Source organism: Microbacterium lushaniae (assembly GCF_008727775.1).
GTDB classification, from domain to species: Bacteria; Actinomycetota; Actinomycetes; order Actinomycetales; family Microbacteriaceae; genus Microbacterium; species Microbacterium lushaniae.
On the sequence record NZ_CP044232.1, the window covers coordinates 2,120,069 to 2,138,177 of the forward strand.

Annotated in this window: 18 protein-coding genes, 2 tRNA genes and 1 pseudogene; 6 read left to right on the plus strand and 15 right to left on the minus strand. The window is 71.2% G+C overall.

Annotated features, from left to right (window positions below):
* Positions 1 to 38 precede the first annotated feature (38 nt).
* The 5 genes and pseudogenes from F6J85_RS17995 to F6J85_RS10120 form a co-directional block, all read right to left on the minus strand.
* A pseudogene (locus F6J85_RS17995) lies at positions 39 to 479 on the minus strand (lysophospholipid acyltransferase family protein); the annotation flags it as partial.
* Positions 476 to 1,843: a UDP-N-acetylglucosamine 1-carboxyvinyltransferase gene (gene murA, locus F6J85_RS10105; protein ID WP_150924871.1), complete on the minus strand. Its 1,368-nt coding sequence runs from the start codon at positions 1,841 to 1,843 to the stop codon at positions 476 to 478. The gene murA and the pseudogene F6J85_RS17995, both read right to left, overlap by 4 nt.
* A gap of 61 nt (positions 1,844 to 1,904) precedes the next feature.
* The gene (leuD, locus tag F6J85_RS10110; protein ID WP_150924872.1) at positions 1,905 to 2,501 is read right to left on the minus strand and encodes a 3-isopropylmalate dehydratase small subunit; all 597 of its coding nucleotides are present in this window, start codon (positions 2,499 to 2,501) and stop codon (positions 1,905 to 1,907) included.
* Between the two features lies 1 nt (position 2,502).
* Positions 2,503 to 3,981 (minus strand): 3-isopropylmalate dehydratase large subunit, encoded by a 1,479-nt coding sequence (leuC, locus tag F6J85_RS10115; RefSeq protein ID WP_150924873.1) that lies wholly within the window; start codon positions 3,979 to 3,981, stop codon positions 2,503 to 2,505.
* A 224-nt stretch (positions 3,982 to 4,205) separates the two neighbouring features.
* On the minus strand, positions 4,206 to 5,255 hold the full coding sequence (locus F6J85_RS10120; protein WP_191906575.1) for a TerC/Alx family metal homeostasis membrane protein: 1,050 nt from the start codon (positions 5,253 to 5,255) through the stop codon (positions 4,206 to 4,208).
* Between the two features lie 259 nt (positions 5,256 to 5,514).
* Here F6J85_RS10120 and F6J85_RS10125 point away from each other — a divergent pair, with 259 nt between their 5' ends.
* A complete protein-coding gene (locus F6J85_RS10125) occupies positions 5,515 to 6,072 on the plus strand; it encodes an RNA polymerase sigma factor (RefSeq protein WP_150924874.1) in 558 nt (185 codons plus the stop codon).
* Positions 6,069 to 7,160 carry a DUF4349 domain-containing protein gene (locus F6J85_RS10130; RefSeq protein ID WP_150924875.1) on the plus strand — a complete coding sequence of 364 codons (1,092 nt, stop codon included), beginning with the start codon at positions 6,069 to 6,071 and terminating at the stop codon, positions 7,158 to 7,160. Before F6J85_RS10125 ends, F6J85_RS10130 begins: the two co-directional genes overlap by 4 nt.
* Positions 7,161 to 7,253: 93 nt before the next feature.
* Here the strand turns inward: F6J85_RS10130 and F6J85_RS10135 are convergent, their stop codons facing one another.
* Both F6J85_RS10135 and F6J85_RS10140 read right to left on the minus strand, forming a co-directional pair.
* The gene (locus F6J85_RS10135) at positions 7,254 to 7,670 is read right to left on the minus strand and encodes a glucose-6-phosphate dehydrogenase (RefSeq protein WP_150924876.1); all 417 of its coding nucleotides are present in this window, start codon (positions 7,668 to 7,670) and stop codon (positions 7,254 to 7,256) included.
* A gap of 70 nt (positions 7,671 to 7,740) precedes the next feature.
* On the minus strand, positions 7,741 to 8,796 hold the full coding sequence (locus F6J85_RS10140; protein WP_420846072.1) for an NAD(P)H-dependent flavin oxidoreductase: 1,056 nt from the start codon (positions 8,794 to 8,796) through the stop codon (positions 7,741 to 7,743).
* Positions 8,797 to 9,053: 257 nt separating this feature from the next.
* Between F6J85_RS10140 and F6J85_RS17690 the strand changes: the two genes are divergently transcribed.
* From F6J85_RS17690 to F6J85_RS10150, 3 genes are all read left to right on the plus strand, one after another.
* A complete protein-coding gene (locus tag F6J85_RS17690) occupies positions 9,054 to 9,221 on the plus strand; it encodes a hypothetical protein (protein WP_191906576.1) in 168 nt (55 codons plus the stop codon).
* A gap of 122 nt (positions 9,222 to 9,343) precedes the next feature.
* Positions 9,344 to 9,676: a TraR/DksA family transcriptional regulator gene (locus F6J85_RS10145; RefSeq protein ID WP_150924877.1), complete on the plus strand. Its 333-nt coding sequence runs from the start codon at positions 9,344 to 9,346 to the stop codon at positions 9,674 to 9,676.
* The gene (locus F6J85_RS10150; RefSeq protein WP_150924878.1) at positions 9,660 to 10,202 is read left to right on the plus strand and encodes a hypothetical protein; all 543 of its coding nucleotides are present in this window, start codon (positions 9,660 to 9,662) and stop codon (positions 10,200 to 10,202) included. The genes F6J85_RS10145 and F6J85_RS10150 overlap by 17 nt, the downstream gene beginning before the upstream one ends.
* Positions 10,203 to 10,206: 4 nt before the next feature.
* On the opposite strand, the gene F6J85_RS10155 is transcribed toward F6J85_RS10150, so the two are convergent.
* From F6J85_RS10155 to F6J85_RS10165, 3 genes are all read right to left on the minus strand, one after another.
* Positions 10,207 to 11,907 carry a long-chain-fatty-acid--CoA ligase gene (locus F6J85_RS10155; protein WP_150924879.1) on the minus strand — a complete coding sequence of 567 codons (1,701 nt, stop codon included), beginning with the start codon at positions 11,905 to 11,907 and terminating at the stop codon, positions 10,207 to 10,209.
* A gap of 83 nt (positions 11,908 to 11,990) precedes the next feature.
* Positions 11,991 to 12,821 (minus strand): class II glutamine amidotransferase, encoded by an 831-nt coding sequence (locus F6J85_RS10160; protein WP_150924880.1) that lies wholly within the window; start codon positions 12,819 to 12,821, stop codon positions 11,991 to 11,993.
* A gap of 131 nt (positions 12,822 to 12,952) precedes the next feature.
* Positions 12,953 to 13,028 (minus strand) — tRNA-Glu (locus F6J85_RS10165).
* A 108-nt stretch (positions 13,029 to 13,136) separates the two neighbouring features.
* Between F6J85_RS10165 and F6J85_RS10170 the strand changes: the two genes are divergently transcribed.
* Entirely contained in the window at positions 13,137 to 13,775 is a 639-nt protein-coding gene (locus F6J85_RS10170; protein WP_150924881.1) for an MBL fold metallo-hydrolase, read from the plus strand.
* Positions 13,776 to 13,797: 22 nt separating this feature from the next.
* On the opposite strand, the gene F6J85_RS10175 is transcribed toward F6J85_RS10170, so the two are convergent.
* The 5 genes from F6J85_RS10175 to F6J85_RS10195 form a co-directional block, all read right to left on the minus strand.
* Positions 13,798 to 14,592 carry a hypothetical protein gene (locus tag F6J85_RS10175; RefSeq protein WP_150924882.1) on the minus strand — a complete coding sequence of 265 codons (795 nt, stop codon included), beginning with the start codon at positions 14,590 to 14,592 and terminating at the stop codon, positions 13,798 to 13,800.
* Positions 14,593 to 14,657: 65 nt separating this feature from the next.
* A complete protein-coding gene (locus tag F6J85_RS10180; RefSeq protein WP_150924883.1) occupies positions 14,658 to 15,311 on the minus strand; it encodes a M23 family metallopeptidase in 654 nt (217 codons plus the stop codon).
* 103 nt (positions 15,312 to 15,414) lie between these two features.
* A tRNA-Gln gene (locus tag F6J85_RS10185) sits at positions 15,415 to 15,486 on the minus strand.
* Positions 15,487 to 15,556: 70 nt separating this feature from the next.
* The gene (gene gltX / locus F6J85_RS10190; RefSeq protein WP_150924884.1) at positions 15,557 to 17,074 is read right to left on the minus strand and encodes a glutamate--tRNA ligase; all 1,518 of its coding nucleotides are present in this window, start codon (positions 17,072 to 17,074) and stop codon (positions 15,557 to 15,559) included.
* A 10-nt stretch (positions 17,075 to 17,084) separates the two neighbouring features.
* Positions 17,085 to 18,053: a LysR family transcriptional regulator gene (locus F6J85_RS10195; protein ID WP_238706915.1), complete on the minus strand. Its 969-nt coding sequence runs from the start codon at positions 18,051 to 18,053 to the stop codon at positions 17,085 to 17,087.
* Positions 18,054 to 18,109: the final 56 nt, after the last annotated feature.

An 18,109-nucleotide genomic window follows, 5' to 3' on the forward strand; every position in this document is an offset into this window, starting at 1 on the left:
AGGTTTCCCGCGAGGGCCAGGCGCACCGCGCCGGTCTTGCCCCGCATCGGCCACAGGTCGGGATCACGCGTCAGCGAGCCCTCGGGATAGACGACGACGCCGCGCCCGTGCGCGACGAGCTTCTCGGCATTGCGGATCGTCTCGCGGGCCGAGACCCCCGACGACGCCCGTGCGACCGGCACCATCCCCGTCGCGCGCAGGGCTGCGCCCAGCACCGGGATGCGGAACAGACTCTCCTTCGTGAAGAAGCTCGGCGCCCGGCCCAGTCGCCACACGGCGACGGCCACCACGCACGGGTCGAACTCGGAGATGTGATTGGCCGCCAGGATGAACGGGCCCTCCGCAGGCAGGTGCTCCCGGCCGGAGATCTCGATCTTGGCGAGCACGCTCACCGCGGGCTCGACCACGGCCCCCAGCAGCCAGAAGACGCTCGGCCGTGACTTCTCGCGCGACACGCGACGGTGACGGGCCACGGTCATCCGATGACGTCGAAGTCGGCGCCCACCGCGTCGAGCTTGGCGAGGAACTTCTCGTATCCGCGGCGGATGATGCCGATGTTGCGGACCACCGACTCCCCCTCGGCCGCGAGTGCGGCGATCACGTAGCTGTAGCCGCCGCGCAGGTCGGGGACCACGACATCCGCGGCGTGCAGCGGGGTCGGGCCGTTGATCACGGCCGCCTGCTCGAGCGAACGTCGGGGCACGCGACGGTCGGGGCTGTCGATCCCCTGCGGGTGCACGACGATGTCGGCGCCCATCTGCACGAGCGCAGCGGTGAATCCCAGGCGGTTCTCGTACACCGTCTCATGGACGACGGAGGTGCCCTCCGCCTGCGTGAGGGCCACGATGAGGGGCTGCTGCCAGTCGGTCATGAACCCCGGGTGAACGTCGGTTTCGACCATCACGGGCTTGAGGGCGCCGTCGCGGCGGAACCGGATGCCGTCCTCCTGCACGTCGAACCAACCGCCCGCCTTGCGGAACACGTTCAGGAACGTGAGCATCTCCTGCTGCTTGGCCCCGCGGACGAAGATCTCGCCGTCGGTGGCAAGGGCCGCGCACGCCCACGACGCGGCCTCGTTGCGGTCGAAGATCGCGCGGTGGTCATAGCCACGGAGCGAGTCGACGCCCTCGATGAGGATCACGCGGTTCGGCTCGTAGGAGATGATGGCGCCCATCTTCTGCAGCACGGCGATCAGATCCATGATCTCCGGCTCGATGGCCGCGTTGCGCAGCTCGGTGACGCCCTTGGCCTTGACCGCCGTCAGCAGCACCTGCTCGGTGGCACCCACACTCGGGTAGGGCAGTTCGATCTTCGCGCCGTGCAGGCCGTCGGGCGCCGTGATGCGGATGCCCTCGTAGCTCTTGTCCACGACCGCGCCGAACGCGCGCAGCGCATCCATGTGGAAGTTGATCGGACGGTCACCGATCCGGCAGCCGCCGAGGTCGGGGATGAGGGCCTCGCCGAGGAGGTGCAGCAGCGGTCCGCAGAAGAGGATCGGGATGCGGGATGCCCCCGCGTACGCGTCGATCTCCTCGAAGTGCGCCGTCGCGGCGCCGCTGGGATCGAGGTGGATCGAGCCGCCCTCGCCGTCCTCGACGCGCACACCGTGCACCTCGAGGAGGGAGCGGACGATCTGCACGTCGCTGATGTCCGGCACGTCGCGCAGGACGCTGGGCGTCTCGCCGAGGAGGGCGGCCACCATCGCCTTGGTGACGAGGTTCTTCGCGCCCTTGACCTCGACGTCTCCACGCAGCGGGCGGCCCCCGCGGATGGAGAGGACCTCACCGGATTCGCCGGCGGGCCCGGAGTAGGCGGGACCGGCGTCGGGGACGAGTGCTCTCATGCAGGGACCTCACTTGGTGTTGACGAGGGGATGGCGCCGACCCTGGTGGGGTCTGACGTGGCTACCGGACGGGGAGCGTCCGTGGCCGCCATCCCTCGCGGCGTGCCTCGAACTGCGCGATCTTGTGTTCGTTCCGCAGGGTGAGCCCGATGTCGTCGAGCCCTTCGAGGAGCCGCCACCTAGTGTAATCGTCGATGTCGAACGCGATCCGGAGATCGCCGATCTCCGCTTCCCGCTTGTCGAGATCCACCGTCATCTGCACCCCCGGCTCGGCGTCGACGGCCGCCCAGATCCGCTCCAGGTCGGCCTCGGTGATCACGCCCGTGACGAGGCCCTGCTTGCCCGCATTGCCGCGGAAGATGTCGGCGAACTTGGGGCTGAGGACGACGCGGAAGCCGTAATCGCGCAGCGCCCACACGGCGTGCTCGCGGCTGGAACCCGTGCCGAAGTCGGCTCCGGCGACCAGGATCGACGCGGCCGAGAACGCCGGCTGGTTCAGGAGGAAGTCGGGGTCCTGGCGCCAGTTGGCGAACAGCGCGTCTTCGAAGCCGGTCTTGGTGACGCGCTTGAGGTAGACGGCGGGGATGATCTGGTCGGTGTCGACGGCGGATCGCTTCAGCGGTGCGACGACACCGGTGTGGGTGACGAACTTCTCCATGTCAGGCCTCCGCCCCGATCGTCGCGGTCTCGTGCAGCGGTGCCAGGTCGGCGGGGCTCGACAGCGTCCCGCGCACGGCGGTCGCGGCGGCCACCAGCGGCGAGACCAGGTGGGTGCGGCCGCCCTTGCCCTGGCGGCCCTCGAAGTTGCGATTCGAGGTCGAGGCGCACCGCTCACCGGGGGCGAGCTGGTCGGGGTTCATGCCCAGGCACATCGAGCACCCGGCGAAGCGCCATTCCGCGCCGAACTCTTCGAAGACCTTGTCCAGGCCCTCGGCTTCGGCCTCCAGGCGCACGCGCGCCGACCCGGGAACGACCATGACGCGCACACCCTCGGCCTTGGTGCGCCCGCGGACGATCGAGGCGAAGGCGCGGAGGTCTTCGATACGGCTGTTCGTGCACGAACCCATGAACACCGCATCCACCGGCACGTCCTTCATCGGCGTGCCGGGGGTCAGATCCATGTACTGCAGGGCCCGCTCGGCGGCGACCTTCTCGGCGGGGTCGGTCATCGCGGCCGGGTCGGGGACGACGTCGCTCAGGGAAACGCCCTGACCGGGGTTGGTCCCCCACGTCACGAACGGCTCCAGCTCCGCGGCATCCAGGAACACCTCGGCGTCGTAGACGGCGCCCTCGTCGCTGGGGAGCGTCCGCCAGTACGCGACGGCGTCCTCCCAGTCCTGCCCCGTCGGCGCGTGCGGCCGCCCCTGGAGGTAGGCGAAGGTCGTCTCGTCGGGGGCGACCATCCCGGCGCGGGCACCGGCTTCGATCGACATGTTGCAGATCGTCATGCGCCCCTCCATCGAGAGGGCGCGGATGGCGCTGCCGCGGTACTCCAGCACGTACCCCTGACCGCCGTTGGTGCCGATCTTGGCGATCACGGCGAGGATGATGTCTTTCGCGGTCACGCCCGGCTGGAGGTCGCCCTCGACGGTGATGGCCATCGTCTTGAAGGGCTTGAGCGGCAGGGTCTGCGTCGCCAGGACGTGCTCGACCTCGCTCGTGCCGATGCCGAACGCCATGGCCCCGAACGCGCCGTGCGTCGAGGTGTGCGAATCGCCGCACACGACCGTGATGCCGGGCATCGTCAGGCCCAGCTGCGGCCCGACGACGTGGACGATGCCCTGCTCGGCGTCGCCGAGGGAGTGCAGGCGCACGCCGAACTCCGCCGCGTTCCGGCGCAGTGTCTCGATCTGGGTGCGGCTTGTGAGGTCGGCGATCGGCTTGTCGATGTCGAGGGTGGGGGTGTTGTGGTCTTCCGTGGCGATGGTGAGGTCCAGCCGCCGCACGGGGCGTCCCTCGGCCCGCAGGCCATCGAAGGCCTGAGGACTCGTGACCTCGTGGACCAGATGCAGGTCGATGTAGATCAGGTCGGGCTCGCCGTTCTCGCCTTTGACGACGAGGTGGTCGTCCCAGACCTTCTCGGCCAGAGTGCGGGGACGGTCGGGGATGGACGTGATTTCGGGGTGCGCCGTACTCATTGGATTCTGCCGTTCTCCTCGGAATGGGGATCAAGCCCGCGACGAACTCCGCGACGAGAGAGGCCTGTTACGAGGTCTCGTCGCGGCCGCTAAGGAGAAGGCGAGCGATCCGCACGCGCCCACGATACCACCGGGTCAGCCGCGCCCGACGACGCCGCGGCGGCGTCGCCGCAGCGTCGTTCCCGCCGCGCGACTCAGCCCTCGCCGCGCTCGGTGGAGGAGCGCTAGACCGTGGGCGGTGTGCCCTTCTCATCGGCCACGCGGGACGCTGCGGCGGTCGCCGTCGCCGCCGTCCGCCGGTCGCGCGCCGAGGCGAGGAGGCTCGCGATCGTGGCCACGGCCATGGCCGCCACGATCACGACCAGGGACGCCATCGTGGAGATCTCCGGCGCCCACTCGATGTGCTCGCCCCCGTTGATGAACGGCAGCTCGTTCACGTGCATGGCGTGGAAGACGAGCTTGACGCCGATGAAGGCCAGGATGAACGCGATCCCGTAGTGCAGGTAGCGCAGGCGGTCCAGGAGGTCGCCGAGCAGGAAGTAGAGCTGGCGCAGCCCCATCAGCGCGAAGATGTTCGCGGTGAAGACGATGAAGGCGCTCTGGGTGATGCCGAAGATGGCGGGGATGGAGTCGATCGCGAAGAGCAGGTCGGTCACACCGATCGCCACGAACACGATGATCATGGGCGTCCACATCTTCTTGCCGCCCACGACCGTGCGGATCTTGGATCCGTCGTACTCGTCGCTGATGTCGATCATGCGGCGCAGCTGGCGGACGACGAAGCCCTCGCGTTTGGCGTCGTCGTCGTGGTCGCCGCCGGGGAACGCCTGCCGGATCGCGGTGTAGACGAGGAACGCGCCGAAGAGGTAGAAGATCGGGCTGAAGTTCTCGATGATCGCGGCGCCGACGAGGATGAACGCGCCGCGCAGGACCAGGGCGATGATGATGCCCACCATCAGGACTTCCTGCTGATAGCGGCGGGGCACCGAGAACTGCGACATGATCAGCACGAACACGAAGAGGTTGTCGATCGAGAGGCTGTACTCCGTCAGCCAGCCGGCGATGAACTGCCCGGCGTACTCGCCCCCCGCGAAGACCCACATGAGACCGGCGAAGATGAGCGCCAGCGTGACGTAGAACACCACCCACAGCGTCGACTCGCGGGTCGACGGGATGTGCGGCCGCTTGAGGATCAGCAGCAGGTCGGCCAGCAGGATGAGGGTCAGCACGACGAGCGAACCGATCTCGAACCAGAGCGGCAGTTCCAGATCCATCGGGGCCTTTCGGGGAATGAGGGGTCGGTGGACGCCGAAAGTCTCTCCCCGCGACGCGTGTCGCGGCGCGTACCCGGGGCCCGGGGAGGGGCCCGTGATGACGGATGCGCACTGTCGGGATACTCCCTCTCGCGGCGACGAGTCTACCGCGAGGACAGTACGCCGAACCCCGATACAAGACGATTACCGCCCGCCGGACACTCTCTCATTGAGAGACAATGAGCCGGCGGCGCGGGGGCGCCACCGGGGACGGGACGACATGACGCACGAGCAGGTGGACGACGCGACGCTGGTGGCGCAGGCCGCGGGCGGATCGGAGTTCGCCTTCCGGGCGCTGTACCGGGCGTACGCGCGACCGGTGTACTGGATCGCGCATCGCCTGCTCGAGAACGCCCCCGACGCGGAGGACGTCACGCAGGAGACCTTCGTCCTGGCGTGGCAGAAGATCCCTCGCCTGCAGCTGCAGGGCGCGTCGCTCCTGCCGTGGCTGGCGACGATCTGCCGGCTGCAGGCGGCGAACCGACTGCGCGCCCGTCGGCGTGACCGGAACCGGTCGACCGAGCTGGATGACAGCATCCCCGACGCCGTCGACGTCGAGAAGCAGGTGATCGACGGTGTGACGGTGGCCGCGATCCTGCGCGAAGTCGAAGGCCTCAGCGACCTGGACCGCGAGATCTTCCGGCTGTGCGCCGCCGAGGGCTATGCCTATCAGGCCGCCGCCGAAGCGCTCGGCGTGGCCCACGGCGTCGTGCGCAATCGTCTCTCCCGCATCCGCACACGCGTGCGCGGTGCCGTGACCGAGACGGAGAACTCATGAACACGCACATCGGCCCTTCGGCGCTGCCCGAACTCAGCGACGAGCGCCTCACGGCCATCGAGCGCGACGTGTTCGCACGCATCGCCGACGACCGTCGCCGGCAGCAGCGACGGCGCACCCTCGGGTGGTCGGTCGGGGCGGCCGCGGCCGCCATCGTCGTGGTCGCGGCGGTGATCGCCCCCGGCGTCCTGTCGTCGCTGCCGGGCGGGGGAGACAGTTACGCCGTGGCGCCCGCGACCGACTCCGGTGCTGCCGTCGTCCCGGAAGCGGGAGCGGACCGGGAGCCGGCGCAGGCCGAGGCCGCCGCCCAGAGCCCGCGAGCGGTGATCTCCACCGCATCCGCGACGATCGTGGTCGACGACGTCGCGGACGCGGCGCAGCGGATCGCGGAAGACGCGCAGGCGCGCGGCGGGTACGTCGAATCGCTCAGCATCAACGCCGCCGACGCGATCCCCGGCGACACCCCGGTCGAGAGCGTCCCCTTCGGCGCGGATCAGGTGCTCATCGAGCCGGTTCCCGGGCCGGTCTCGGGCGCGGGCTGGATCAGGGTGCGCGTCCCCGACGACGACCTGGATGCGGCCATCGCCGCACTCGCGGACGTGGGCGAGGTCACCTCCTCCACGGTGTCGCGGGAGGACGTCACCGATCAGGCGATCGATCTGCGTGCGCGCGTGGCCGCGGGCGAAGCATCCGTCGCCCGCCTCACGGAACTGCTGGCCCAGGCTGCCGACGTGGCGGATCTGATCGCCGCCGAGACCGCCCTCGCCGAGCGGCAGGCGGCGCTGGAGTCCGACCGTCAGCAGCTCGCGTGGCTCGAGGGCCAGGTGGACCTCTCCACCCTCACGGTGCAGCTCACGCCGCGTTCGACGCCGGTGGAGGCCGATCCGGCCGGATTCGCCGACGGTGTGGCGGCGGGATGGAACGGGCTGGTCGCCACCGTCAACGGCATCGTGATCGCCGTCGGGTTCCTGCTCCCGTGGCTCGGCGTGGCGGCGGTGGCCGGGGCGGTCGTGTGGGGCATCGTCCGCCTCATCCGCCGCGCGCGCCGTGCCCGCCGCTCCCCGCCCGACGCTCCCCCGGCCTCCTGAGCCGCCGCCGCGCCGTTCAAAACTCAGGAGACACGCCGACCCGGACCCCGGAACGGCCGTCGCCGGGCCCGATCTTCCTGAATTCTGGACGAGTCAGACGACCTGGCGGCCGCACATGCCGCACTCGCCGGTGGCGGAGACCTCGACGAAGCAGTCCGGGCACATCGCGCGGACCGTGTCGGTGTCGACCGTGCGACGCACGGGCGTCTCCCGGCGGGGAGCCTTCGGCGCCGCCGCTCGGGGAGCCCGGGCGGCGCGTGCGGCCGGCGCGGGCGCAGCAGCGGGAGCGGGAGCGGCGGGCGTGTGCGCCGCGCAGTAGAAGCGCACGAATCCGGCATGGTGGTTGGGATGGCGATGCTTGACCGCCCACAGCTCGGTACGCGGGAGCGGCTCGCCGCTCGCACCGCACGCGAAGCACCGTGTCAGCTCCCCGGGTGCGGCTTCTGCCGCCGGGGTCGGGACGTCGAAGGGGATCGCGTCCCGCCAATCGGATGACTGCACAACCCGCATGGCGTCTCCTCCCACTCGACCTTCCACGCTACGCGACTCGGCGGCCTCCCGCCGCCACCGGCACCCGGCCTCAGCTGCGGGCCGGCACTCCCGCCAGCAGTTCGTCGAAGACCCGGCGGGCGTCGTCCTCGCGGGCGAGTGGCGCCGCCTGCCCCGCCCACAGCGACAGCAGGTCGCCACGATCCTGCTGTGCGGCCGCGGCCCGGAAGCCGCCGGTGAGCCAGTTCTGCAGCGGGAACGGGGCGATCGCCCCGGCCGCCTCGATCTCCTCGACCGCGTGATTGGGGATCCCCCGCGCCAGGCGCCCGCTCATCGCCCGCGTGAGCACCGTCCCATCGGCGGAGGCCGACCGGATGCTGCGGCGGTGCGACTCGGATGCGGCGGACTGACGCGTGCTCAGGAACGCCGTGCCCACCTGCACCCCGGCGGCGCCGAGGGCGGATGCCGCGGCCACACCGCGACGATCCGCGATGCCGCCCGCGGCGATCACCGGCACCGCGACCGCGTCCACGACCTGGGGCACCAGTGCCATCGAGCCGACGAGCGACTGCTCGGCTCCGCGCAGGAACGACACGCGGTGCCCGGCGGCTTCGAACCCGGTGGCCACCACCGCATCCACTCCCCCGCCTTCCAGAGCGACGGCCTCGGCGACCGTCGTCGCGGTCCCCACCACCGCGATACCGCGGGCGTGGGCGCGGGAGACCATGTCGGCCGTCGGCACGCCGTAGACACAGCTGACGGCAGCGGGCGCTGCCTCCACGACGGCATCCCACTGCTCCTGGACCGGGGGCAGCAGGGCATCGGGTACCGCGGTGGGAACGGCCGCGCCGACGGCGGCGTACAGGGGCGCCACGGCCCGGGCGGCACGGTCGAAGCCGGCGGCCGGGGCGCCGGGGTCGGTCTCCAGCGGCAACCATACGTTGAGGGCGAAGGGGCGGTCGGTGGCCGCGCGGATGGCGCGCGCGGTGTCGGCGATGCGATCCGCCGAGTATCCGTACAAGCCGTAGGAGCCCAGACCGCCCGCCTCGCTCACGACGGCCACGAGTTCCACCGACGACAGGCCGCCGAATGGCCCCAGCACGATCGGATGCTCGATACCGAGCATGCCCGTGAATGATTGCGCCACGTCCGTTCTCCTCCTCGCGGGGCGCTCCGCAGCGCCAGCAGCCGGCGCGCTCCACGACGGCGCCGCAGTGGGGGCACGTGGCGGCCAGCCAGCAGGCGGGATCGCCGCCGGCCGGCGCGTCGCCGCGAGGCTCGAAGCTCACGAGGCCATTGTCCTCGCACACGCCGGTGCTCCGCATCACAGGCCGCGTCGGGGCGCCGTCGTCGAGGAAATACGGCGCGACTTGCCTTTTCCTGGTTCCGGGCTATGGTGAGGCCATGCCCCGTTCCTCCTGCATCGGCACCACGGCCCCCGCTTCGCGCGGCGGCTTCGCGGTGCCCGGGACGCGGCTGTCCAGCGGCCGAGCGGGGATCCTGCCGCCGCGGATGAGCGCCACCGGAGGTGTTCTGCTCTTCCGCACCTCGCACCGCGCCCCGCCGCCCTGAGCCTCTCTCCGGCTCATCCGGCTTCGGCGCGTCGCACATGCGGCGCGCCTTTCGTATCTGCGGTGCGGAACGATCCGCCACCGCGCCCTCGGCGCACCCGCCGACCGAACGAGAAGAGAACCATGCGCACTGAAGACGCCACCTCGGCCCTGCCCGACGCCGACCTCGACCTGACCGCGATCCGTCGCACCCTCGAGAGCCAGCTGGCCGAGCGTGAGGAGAAGATCCGCGAACTCGCTCCCCACGCCGCCCCTCACATCGACCCCGCCGCCTGGGCGTCGCTGGCCGGCGCCCGCCGCGCCGTCGAGCAGATCACCGGCGCTCTGGAGCGGCTGGCCGCCGGGACCTACGGGCGCTGCATCCGCTGCGACGGCGCGATCCTGCCCGCCCGCCTGGAAGTGCTCCCCTCCGCCGCGACCTGCATCGATTGCCAGAACCGTGCCGAGAACGCCTAGCGCGCCGCGACCGGACCCACGCGTCGCCGTCCTCGGCGACCCGCTGCCGTGTCTGCGCGAGCTGCGGGCCCACCCCGAGGCGGAGAGCTTCGCCGACGTCGCCGAGGTGTGCGGAGGGCACTCCGGCGCGGTGGTGGGAGTGGACGCGACGGCGGCGCACACGCGGGCGGAGCTGCGTGTGCAGCTGCGCCTGCTCGGCGACCTCGGCGAGGAGCTGTGCCGGCGCCTGCCGCGTCTGGAGCACCTCATCGTCCTCGTCCACCGGATCGCGCTGGATGCCGAGGAGGTGCGGCGCGAGTGCGACACGGCGGCCCGCCGCATCCACACCCGGCTCGAGCAGGCGGGCGGGCGCTCGGTCATCGTGACCGCTGTCCTCACCGACGGATGCGACGACTACGCCCGGCTGGCCGAGCGCGTGCTGGCGCGCTCGCGCCAAGCCGAGTCGCTCGACGCGGGCGTCGCGCTGATGTGGCGCGAGATCGCGCATACGCCGATCGGGATGGTCGCGGCCAACGACTACCTGTGACCCGTCAGCGTCCGGCCAGGAGCTTCTCCCGCACCTCGCGCCGCAGCACCTTGCCGATGAGCGAGCGCGGCAGTTCGTCCACGACGACGAAACGACGCGGCACCTTGTAGGTGGCCAGGTGCGTGCGGCAGTAGTCCCGCAGCCCCTCCACATCGAACTCGGCGCCGGGCCGCAGGACCACCGCTGCCGCCACGTCTTCGCCGCCGTCGCGGCGCGGGAGTGCGACCACGGCGGCCTCGGCCACATCCGGGTGCGCCTGCAGAGCGTCCTCGACCTCCGTGGGTGAGACGTTGAAGCCGCCCGTGATGATCAGCTCCTTGATCCGGTCGACGATCGTGACGAAGCCGTCGGGCGAGACGGATGCGATGTCGCCCGTGCGCAGCCAGCCGTCGGCCAGAAGCGTGGCGGCGGTCTCTTCGGGCCGCTGCCAGTAGCCCTGGAAGACCTGCGGGCCGCGCAGAAGCAGCTCCCCGGTCTCGCCGAGCGGACGGTCGACCGTCGGGTCGTCCGGATCGACCACACGGATCTCGGTGCTGGGGAACGGCACGCCCACGGTCCCTGGGCGCCGAGTCCGGCCCATCGGATTGCCGACGGCCACCGGGGAGCTCTCCGTCATCCCGTACCCCTCGACCAGGATCCCTCCGGTGGCCTCCTCCCACCGCTCCACGGTCGCGACGGGGAGACTCATGGCGCCGGAGATGGCGAACCGCACCGTCGAGAGGTCGATCGTGCCGCGGGATGCAGCCCGGGCGAGGCGGTCGTAGATCGGCGGCACGGCGGGCAGGAACGTCGGCGGGCTCGTGCGAGAGGCCTGCGTGACGAGGTCGAGATCGAACGTGGGGAACAGCACGAGCCGGGCGCCCATACTCATCGCGAAGCTCAGGCACAGGGTCATGCCGTAGGCGTGGAAGAGCGGGAGCACCGCGTAGAAGGTCTCCTCACCGTCGACGAGGCCGGGAACCCATGCCCGCCCCTGCATCGCGTTGGCGCGCAGATTCGCGTGCGTGAGCATGGCGCCCTTGGGCGATCCGGTCGTGCCGCTGGTGTACTGCAGGAGTGCGGTGTCATCCAGCGCGGGGCGCGGGACGCGGCGCGGCAGCGGCCGGTGGTCGAGGAGCTTCTTCCACGCGATCCGGTGCTTGGTCCGCGGGGTCGTGGTCAGGCGCTCGCGCGACTCCCTGGCCTTGCGGATCGGCAGGCGCAGCGCGGCGCGTTTGGCGAGCGGGAGAGCCTCGGTCATGTCGACACTGACCAGGTGCTCCACGGCGAGGTCGGGCGGGAAACCGGCGACGGTGTCGACGCACTTGTCCCACACGACCGCGAAGCGCGCGCCGTGATCTTCGAACTGGTGCCGGAGCTCGCGCGCGGTGTACAGCGGGTTGTGCTCGACCACGATGGCCCCCAGACGCAGCGCGGCGAAGAAGGCCACCACATGCTGGGGACAGTTCGGCAGGACGAGGGCGACCCGGTCACCCTTGCGAACGCCGAGGCGCCGCATGCCCTCCGCCGCCCGGGCGATCTGCTCGCCCAGGCTCCGGTAGGTCGTCACCGCGCCGAAGAACTCCAGCGCGGGCCGGCGCCCGAACCGGGCCACGCTCGCGTCGATCATGTCGGTCAGGGTCTGCGAGGGCTCGGCGATGTCGGCGGGCACGCCTTCGGCGTACGCGTCGAGCCACGGCCGGGAGGCGTAGGGATTGGAGGGCATATCTCATTTTCTCTCCGCCGGAGGCGACCACGGTGACGGTTGCAGGCGCCGCCGGGGACCGCTATGCCGCGTCGGTCGCCCGCTTATGCGACGGGGAGGAAGGGCCGGTGGTGGTACCCCGACGAATCGACGATGGCCACCGTCGACTCGGGCACTTCGATGAAAGCCCCGGGCAGGTCGTTGAGCGGCTCGGACACGAGGAGCCGGGCGCGTGGGCCGAACAGCTTGAGGCGCTCGGCGTCGGGGTACATCGCCTGCAGCGTGGGGACGTCGGCGGAGTGGAACAGCGTCCGGCTCCGCCCCTCCGACGAGTACCGGAACGCCCATACCGTGGAACCGTCGGAGACGGCGACAGTGCTCTGCATCGGGAATCGCAGGCCGTGACCGCGTCCGACCTCCTCCACATGGCGGATGGCCGCGCCCAGCCCGGCGACGGGGTCGTCCTGCAGACCGAACGTGAGGGCGAGGTGGAACAGCACCTCCGAGTCGGTGGTGCCGAGGATGTGCGGGTACAACGACGGATCGACGGCGAAGGTCAGGTCGCGCTTGACCTTGTGGAACTGGGCGATGGAGCCGTTGTGCATGAACATCCAGTTCTCGTAGCGGAACGGATGGCAGTTCGTCTGCTGCACCGGTGCCGACGTGGCCGCCCGCACATGGCTGAAGAACAGGGAACTGCGGATGCTGCGGGTGAGCTCGCGCAGATTCCGGTCGTTCCAGGCGGGCTCCGTGCTGTGGAACAACGCCGGCTCGCTGCCGTCGTCGGGGTACCAGCCGAATCCGAACCCGTCACCGTTGACGGTTTCGGCACCGAGGGAGGACCGGAGCGACTGCGCGACGAGCGAGTGCTGTGAATCGAGGACGACGGTCGACGGCCGGAGTGCTTCGCCCGAGTAGGCCAGCCATCGGCACACGTCGCACCGCCTTCTCGCTGTTCCGGCTCCGTGACGACACGATAAGTGAGCGCCGAACCGGGCGCCAGTGACCGCAGTTGCCGCGGGAAACGGAAAAGCGCCCGTCCGTTCGGACGAGCGCTTTTCCGTGTTGGTGACCCCAGCGGGATTCGAACCCGCGTTACCGCCGTGAGAGGGCGGCGTACTAGGCCGCTATACGATGGGGCCGTCAGGCAACCGTTCGATTATGCCACGCCCGGAACGGCCCGACCAAATCGGCGCGCCCCGAGGGTGTCGCGGTTGCCGTGGACAGGCCGGCACGGTTGACTCGCTGGTATGCGAGTGACCAAGTACGAGCACGCGGCGCTGCGGGTCGAGGTATCGGGCAAGCAGCTGATCATCGACCCTGGCGTCTACACGACGCCCCTCACCGACCTCGGGAACGTGATCGGGATCGTCCTCACGCACGAGCATCCCGACCACTGGACGCCCGAGCATCTGGACCGCATCCTCAAGGCGACCGGCGGCGTGCCCATCTTCGCGCCGGCCGGTGTCGCCGGGGCGGCCGCCGGCTATGACATCACCGTGGTGGCTCCGGGAGATCGCGTCGAACTCGGCCCCTTCCACCTGGAGTTCTTCGGCGGACGTCACGCGCTGATCCACGAGTCGATCCCCGTGGTCGACAACGTCGGCGTGCTGGTCAACCGCGTCTTCTACTACCCCGGTGACTCCTACGCGGTTCCCAAGGGCGCCGATATTCAGCTGCTGGCCGCCCCGATCGGCGCCCCGTGGCTGAAGATCGGCGAGGCGATGGACTTCGTCCTGGCCGTGGCGCCTCGCCGCGCCTTCGGCACGCACGACATGACGCTGTCGGTGGCCGGGCGCGGGATGGGCCGCGCGCGCCTGACCTGGGCGACCGAACAGGGCGGCGGCGAATTCCTCGAGCTCGAGCCCGGCGACAGCGCAGACATCTGACGACGTCCGTCGCCGGCCTGCGTCAGGGGGCGTCCAGCGGCGCGCGCACCCACACGTGCACGCGCGATCCGATGTGCTCGAACCGCAGGAAGCTGTCGGGCGGGAGATCGCCGAAGACCTGTTCGCGCATCCCCCGCCACACCCGCAGGTCGATGACGGGGTCAAGGCCCGCCGGCGTGCAGTTGAATCCCAGCACGCCGTACCGGTCGGCGTCGATGACCAGGCACCGGTCACCCGTGTCGGCGAGGACGACCCACACCTGGAGGGACTCGTACGCTTCGAAGCGCTGCACCTCCGCCACCGTGACACCGGCGGCGTCCAGGAAGCCCTGACGCGCCAGACGCTCGCCGTCGACGCCGGCGGGGATCCGACCCAGGCTCCGGTCCGACTGCGGGGCCGCCAGCTGCGCCCCGCCCCACGCGATGGCGACCACGACGACGAACGCGAGTGCGACCGTGACCGCGCGTCGTCGGGCGAACCATCCGATCGCCGTGGATGCGGCGGCACGCGCCCGCCGCCACGGCGGGATGCGGCCCTCCCGTGGGCCGAGGGGCGGGATGACAGCCCGGGGCTCTTCGTCGGGCCACACGCCGCGGGCGGGCGCGACCGGCAACGCAGCATCCGGCGCCTGCGCGACGACGCTGTCGGTTCGCGGGGGCGACGCGGAACCGGCGACCGGATGCAGCGCCGCCTCGAGGGCGGCCAGCCGGGCCACCGCAGCGGCATCGGCGGCGATGTCGGGGTGGGGTCCGTACGCCCGGCGGCGCAGGGCGGCGAGCTCCCGAGCCTCCTCAGGACTCAGCGCCGTCGCGTCCATGCTTCATTATCGCCACCGCAGCGGCCAGGGCCACCGGTCCCGCCCCCGCCATCGGGGGCTGCGCGCTATCCGGACGCACCGGTGACGACCGCTCCGCCGGCGGGAAGTCGGCCGCCGAAGGTGATCGGGAGCGCCGTCGCCGACGACGGGTCGGTGCCGTCCATGGCCTGCACGTGCACATGGGGCTCCGTACTGTTGCCCGAGTTGCCGCACTCCCCCACCTGCTCCCCGGCGATGACGCGCGCACCGCGTGCGGCCGCGACGCTCCCGCGGCGCAGGTGGCACACCGCCACGACGACGCCGGGGGCCGGGCTGATCATGACGTGATTGCCGGCCAGCGCCGACCAGCCCGCCGCCACTCGTCGAGGCTGAGTGAGCGCGTACCAGAGCGAGGGAAGCCCTCGGAAGGCGTCGTGGTCGTCCTCCCCGTCGTGCATGGCCACGACGGTGCCGGTCACGGGCGCCGAGACGGCTCGCCCGAATCCGACGAACGCGTGCGCCGGCTCGGGACGCACCAGGGTGCGGCCCGTGATCGCCCCCGATCGACCGCCGTCGTCCACGGGCACGAAGTCGATGGCGAACGAGGTGGCGAACCGCCGTGTCCCGTGACTGGGGACGCGGTCGGCGGGGCTGTTCTGCACGAGCCAGCGCCCGGTGAACGGGTAGGCGAGGTCGATCGGACTCCGCGGGCCGTGAGGAGTCGGGTCGGACGGCGCCATGCGCCCAGTCTGCACCGCCGTCCCCGCGACGGCCCGCTCGAACGACCGCGGGAAAGCAAGAAACCCGGCTCCGCGGGATGCGGACCGGGCTTTCTGCGTCTTGCTGGGGTACCTGGACTCGAACCAAGAACAACGGTACCAGAAACCGCCGTGTTGCCAATTACACCATACCCCACCGGGTCAGAACCGAAGTCCTGCCGAGGATCGAGTCTACGCGACGGCGACGGCGGCTCCAAACCGGCGTGTCATCGCGCCAGGTGTTCGACCAGCGCGCCGAGGCGCCGGATGCTCTCCGGCTTGCCCAGCAGCTCCATCGATTCGAACAGCGGCGGTGACACCCGGCGCCCGGTGAGGGCGACGCGCGGCGGCCCGTAGGCGATGCGCGGCTTGAGGCCGAGCTCCTCCACGAGCGCGCGGGAGAGCGCCTCCTGCACGCCGGCCGCGGTGAATTCGGCGTCCGGGACGAGTTCGAGCGCACCCACGCATGCCACGAGCACCTCGGCGGCGTTCGCCGGGAGCCCCTTGAGCGCGTCGGCCTCGTAGGTCACGTCGTCGACGAAGAGGAAGCCCAGCATCCCCGGCACCTGCCCCAGCAGCTGCACGCGCTCCTGGACGAGCGGGGCGGCGGCGTCGATGAGCGCCTGCTGCGCGGGCGTCGGCGGCTCCTGCACGAGTCCGGCGTGCGCGAGGTACGGCACGATGCGCTCGGCGAAATCGGCCGGCTGCAGCATCCGGATGTGGTCGCCGTTGATCGACTCGGCCTTGGTCTGGTCGAAGCGTGCGGGGTTGGGGTTGACGTCGGCGATGTCGAACGCGGCGACGAGCTCGTCGAGGGAGAACACGTCGCGGTCGGGCGCGATCGACCACCCGAGCAGGGCCAGGTAGTTGAGCAGGCCTTCGTGGATGAAGCCCTTCTCGCGCTGCAGGAAGAGGTCGGCCTGCGGATCGCGCTTGGAGAGCTTCTTGTTGCCGGTCTCCCCCAGCACGAGGGGCATGTGCCCGAACCGCGGCACGAAGTCGGTGACGCCGGCGTCGATGAGCGCGCCGTACAGCGCGAGCTGGCGCGCCGTGGAGGGCATGAGGTCTTCACCGCGGATGACGTGCGTGATGCCCATGAGGGCGTCGTCCACCGGGTTCACGAACGTGTACAGCGGCACTCCGCCTGCACGAACGATGACGAAGTCGGGGAACGTGCCCGCGGGGAAGGTGACCTCGCCGCGGATGAGGTCGACGTAGGTGAGGTCTTCGTCGGGCACGCGCAGGCGCCATGCCGGCTCGCGCCCCTCGGCGCGGAAGGCGGCCTTCTGTTCGTCGGTCAGGTGGCGGTCGAAGTTGTCATAGCCGAGCTGTTTCGCGCGGCCGTTGGCTTCGTTGCGCGCATCGATCTCGGCGGCGGTGGAGTAGCTCTCGTACACCGCCCCGGATGCCACGAGCTTGGCGAGCACGTCGCGGTACACGTCGTGCCGCTGCGACTGCCGGTACGGCGCGTGGGGCCCGCCCACTTCGACGCCCTCGTCCCAGTCGATGCGGAGCCACCGCAGTGCGTCCAGGAGCTGCTGATAGCTCTCCTCGCTGTCGCGCGCGGCGTCGGTGTCTTCGATACGGAAGACCAGCTTGCCGCCGTTGTGGCGCGCGTACGCCCAGTTGAACAGCGCCGTGCGGATCAGTCCGACGTGCGGAAGCCCCGTCGGCGAGGGGCAGAAGCGGACGCGGACGTCGGCGCCGGAGGCGGTGGTGGTGCGGGGATCGGGCGTGGAAGGCATCCCCCCGATCCTAGTCGCCGGAGCCGAGGGCTTCCCGGGCCCATGGGCCGTCGAGGACGTCGGTCACCGTCGCCAGCGTCGCGCGGACGAGGGGGACCCGGTCGGCGCCGCCGGCGGTGACCACGTGCAGTGACCGCGCCTCGGTCCGGGGCAGCCGCCGTGCGGTGATGCCCGCCAGCAGCGGGAACGACGCCAGCGCCATCCCGGGGAGCAGTGCAACGCCGACCCCCTGTGCCACGAGGCTCTCCACGGCGACGTAGTTGTCGGTCTCGAACCCGATGTCGGGCGTGAACCCGGCCCGGGCACACGCTTCGAGCAGGTGCCCTCGGCACTGCGGGCAGCCGGCGATCCAGCGCTCCCCCGCCAGAGCGGCCAGATCAGCGCCGCCCGCGGCGGCCGCGGGGTGCGCTTCGGGCATGACGACGTACATGTCGTCATGCCCGACCGTGCGCACCGAGAGCCCCGTCGCGCTCTCGCCGTGCGGATCGCCGCGATCACCGGCGTAGCTGAAGGTGAGGGCGATGTCGGCGCGGTCCTCGCGCACGGCTGTGATCGCCTCGGGCGGCTCGACCTCCGCGAATCGGAGCTCGACACCGGGCCGGCTCGCCGAGACCGCGGCGATGACGCGCGGCACGAGGGTCGCCGATGCGGAAGGGAACGCGGCGATGCGCACGCGCCCCGCCCGCAGGCCCCGCAGCTCGGCGAGGTCTCCGGCCGCGGCCTCCAGCGCGGTCGTCACCACGGCGGCGTGGCGGGCGAGCACCCACCCGGCTTCGGTCAGGCGCACGCCGCGGCCCACCCTCTCCACCAGCGGCATGCCCGCCTTCCGCTCGAGGCGGCGCAGCTGCTGGCTGACGGCGGGCTGGCTGTAGCCGAGATGTCGTGCAGCGGCGGTGACGGAGCCGTGGTCGGCCACGGCTTTGACCACGCGGAGCGCGTGCGCGTCGATGCCGTCGTCGATGAGGGGACTATCGGTCACACCCGGGATCATAAGCGCGCGGCATGGATTGCATCCAGAACCTGTCGTGGTGCAAT

Coding starts and splice junctions, on each gene's coding strand:
- F6J85_RS10145 (WP_150924877.1), top strand. CDS start 9,344: ATGCGCACTGAAGACGCCACCTCGGCCCTGCCCGACGCCGACCTCGAC.
- leuC (WP_150924873.1), bottom strand. CDS start 3,981: ATGAGTACGGCGCACCCCGAAATCACGTCCATCCCCGACCGTCCCCGC.
- F6J85_RS10135 (WP_150924876.1), bottom strand. CDS start 7,670: ATGCGGGTTGTGCAGTCATCCGATTGGCGGGACGCGATCCCCTTCGAC.
- F6J85_RS10175 (WP_150924882.1), bottom strand. CDS start 14,592: ATGGACGCGACGGCGCTGAGTCCTGAGGAGGCTCGGGAGCTCGCCGCC.
- F6J85_RS10120 (WP_191906575.1), bottom strand. CDS start 5,255: ATGGATCTGGAACTGCCGCTCTGGTTCGAGATCGGTTCGCTCGTCGTG.
- leuD (WP_150924872.1), bottom strand. CDS start 2,501: ATGGAGAAGTTCGTCACCCACACCGGTGTCGTCGCACCGCTGAAGCGA.
- F6J85_RS10125 (WP_150924874.1), top strand. CDS start 5,515: ATGACGCACGAGCAGGTGGACGACGCGACGCTGGTGGCGCAGGCCGCG.
- F6J85_RS10130 (WP_150924875.1), top strand. CDS start 6,069: ATGAACACGCACATCGGCCCTTCGGCGCTGCCCGAACTCAGCGACGAG.
- murA (WP_150924871.1), bottom strand. CDS start 1,843: ATGAGAGCACTCGTCCCCGACGCCGGTCCCGCCTACTCCGGGCCCGCC.
- F6J85_RS17690 (WP_191906576.1), top strand. CDS start 9,054: ATGCCCCGTTCCTCCTGCATCGGCACCACGGCCCCCGCTTCGCGCGGC.
- F6J85_RS10155 (WP_150924879.1), bottom strand. CDS start 11,907: ATGCCCTCCAATCCCTACGCCTCCCGGCCGTGGCTCGACGCGTACGCC.
- gltX (WP_150924884.1), bottom strand. CDS start 17,074: ATGCCTTCCACGCCCGATCCCCGCACCACCACCGCCTCCGGCGCCGAC.
- F6J85_RS10170 (WP_150924881.1), top strand. CDS start 13,137: ATGCGAGTGACCAAGTACGAGCACGCGGCGCTGCGGGTCGAGGTATCG.
- F6J85_RS10180 (WP_150924883.1), bottom strand. CDS start 15,311: ATGGCGCCGTCCGACCCGACTCCTCACGGCCCGCGGAGTCCGATCGAC.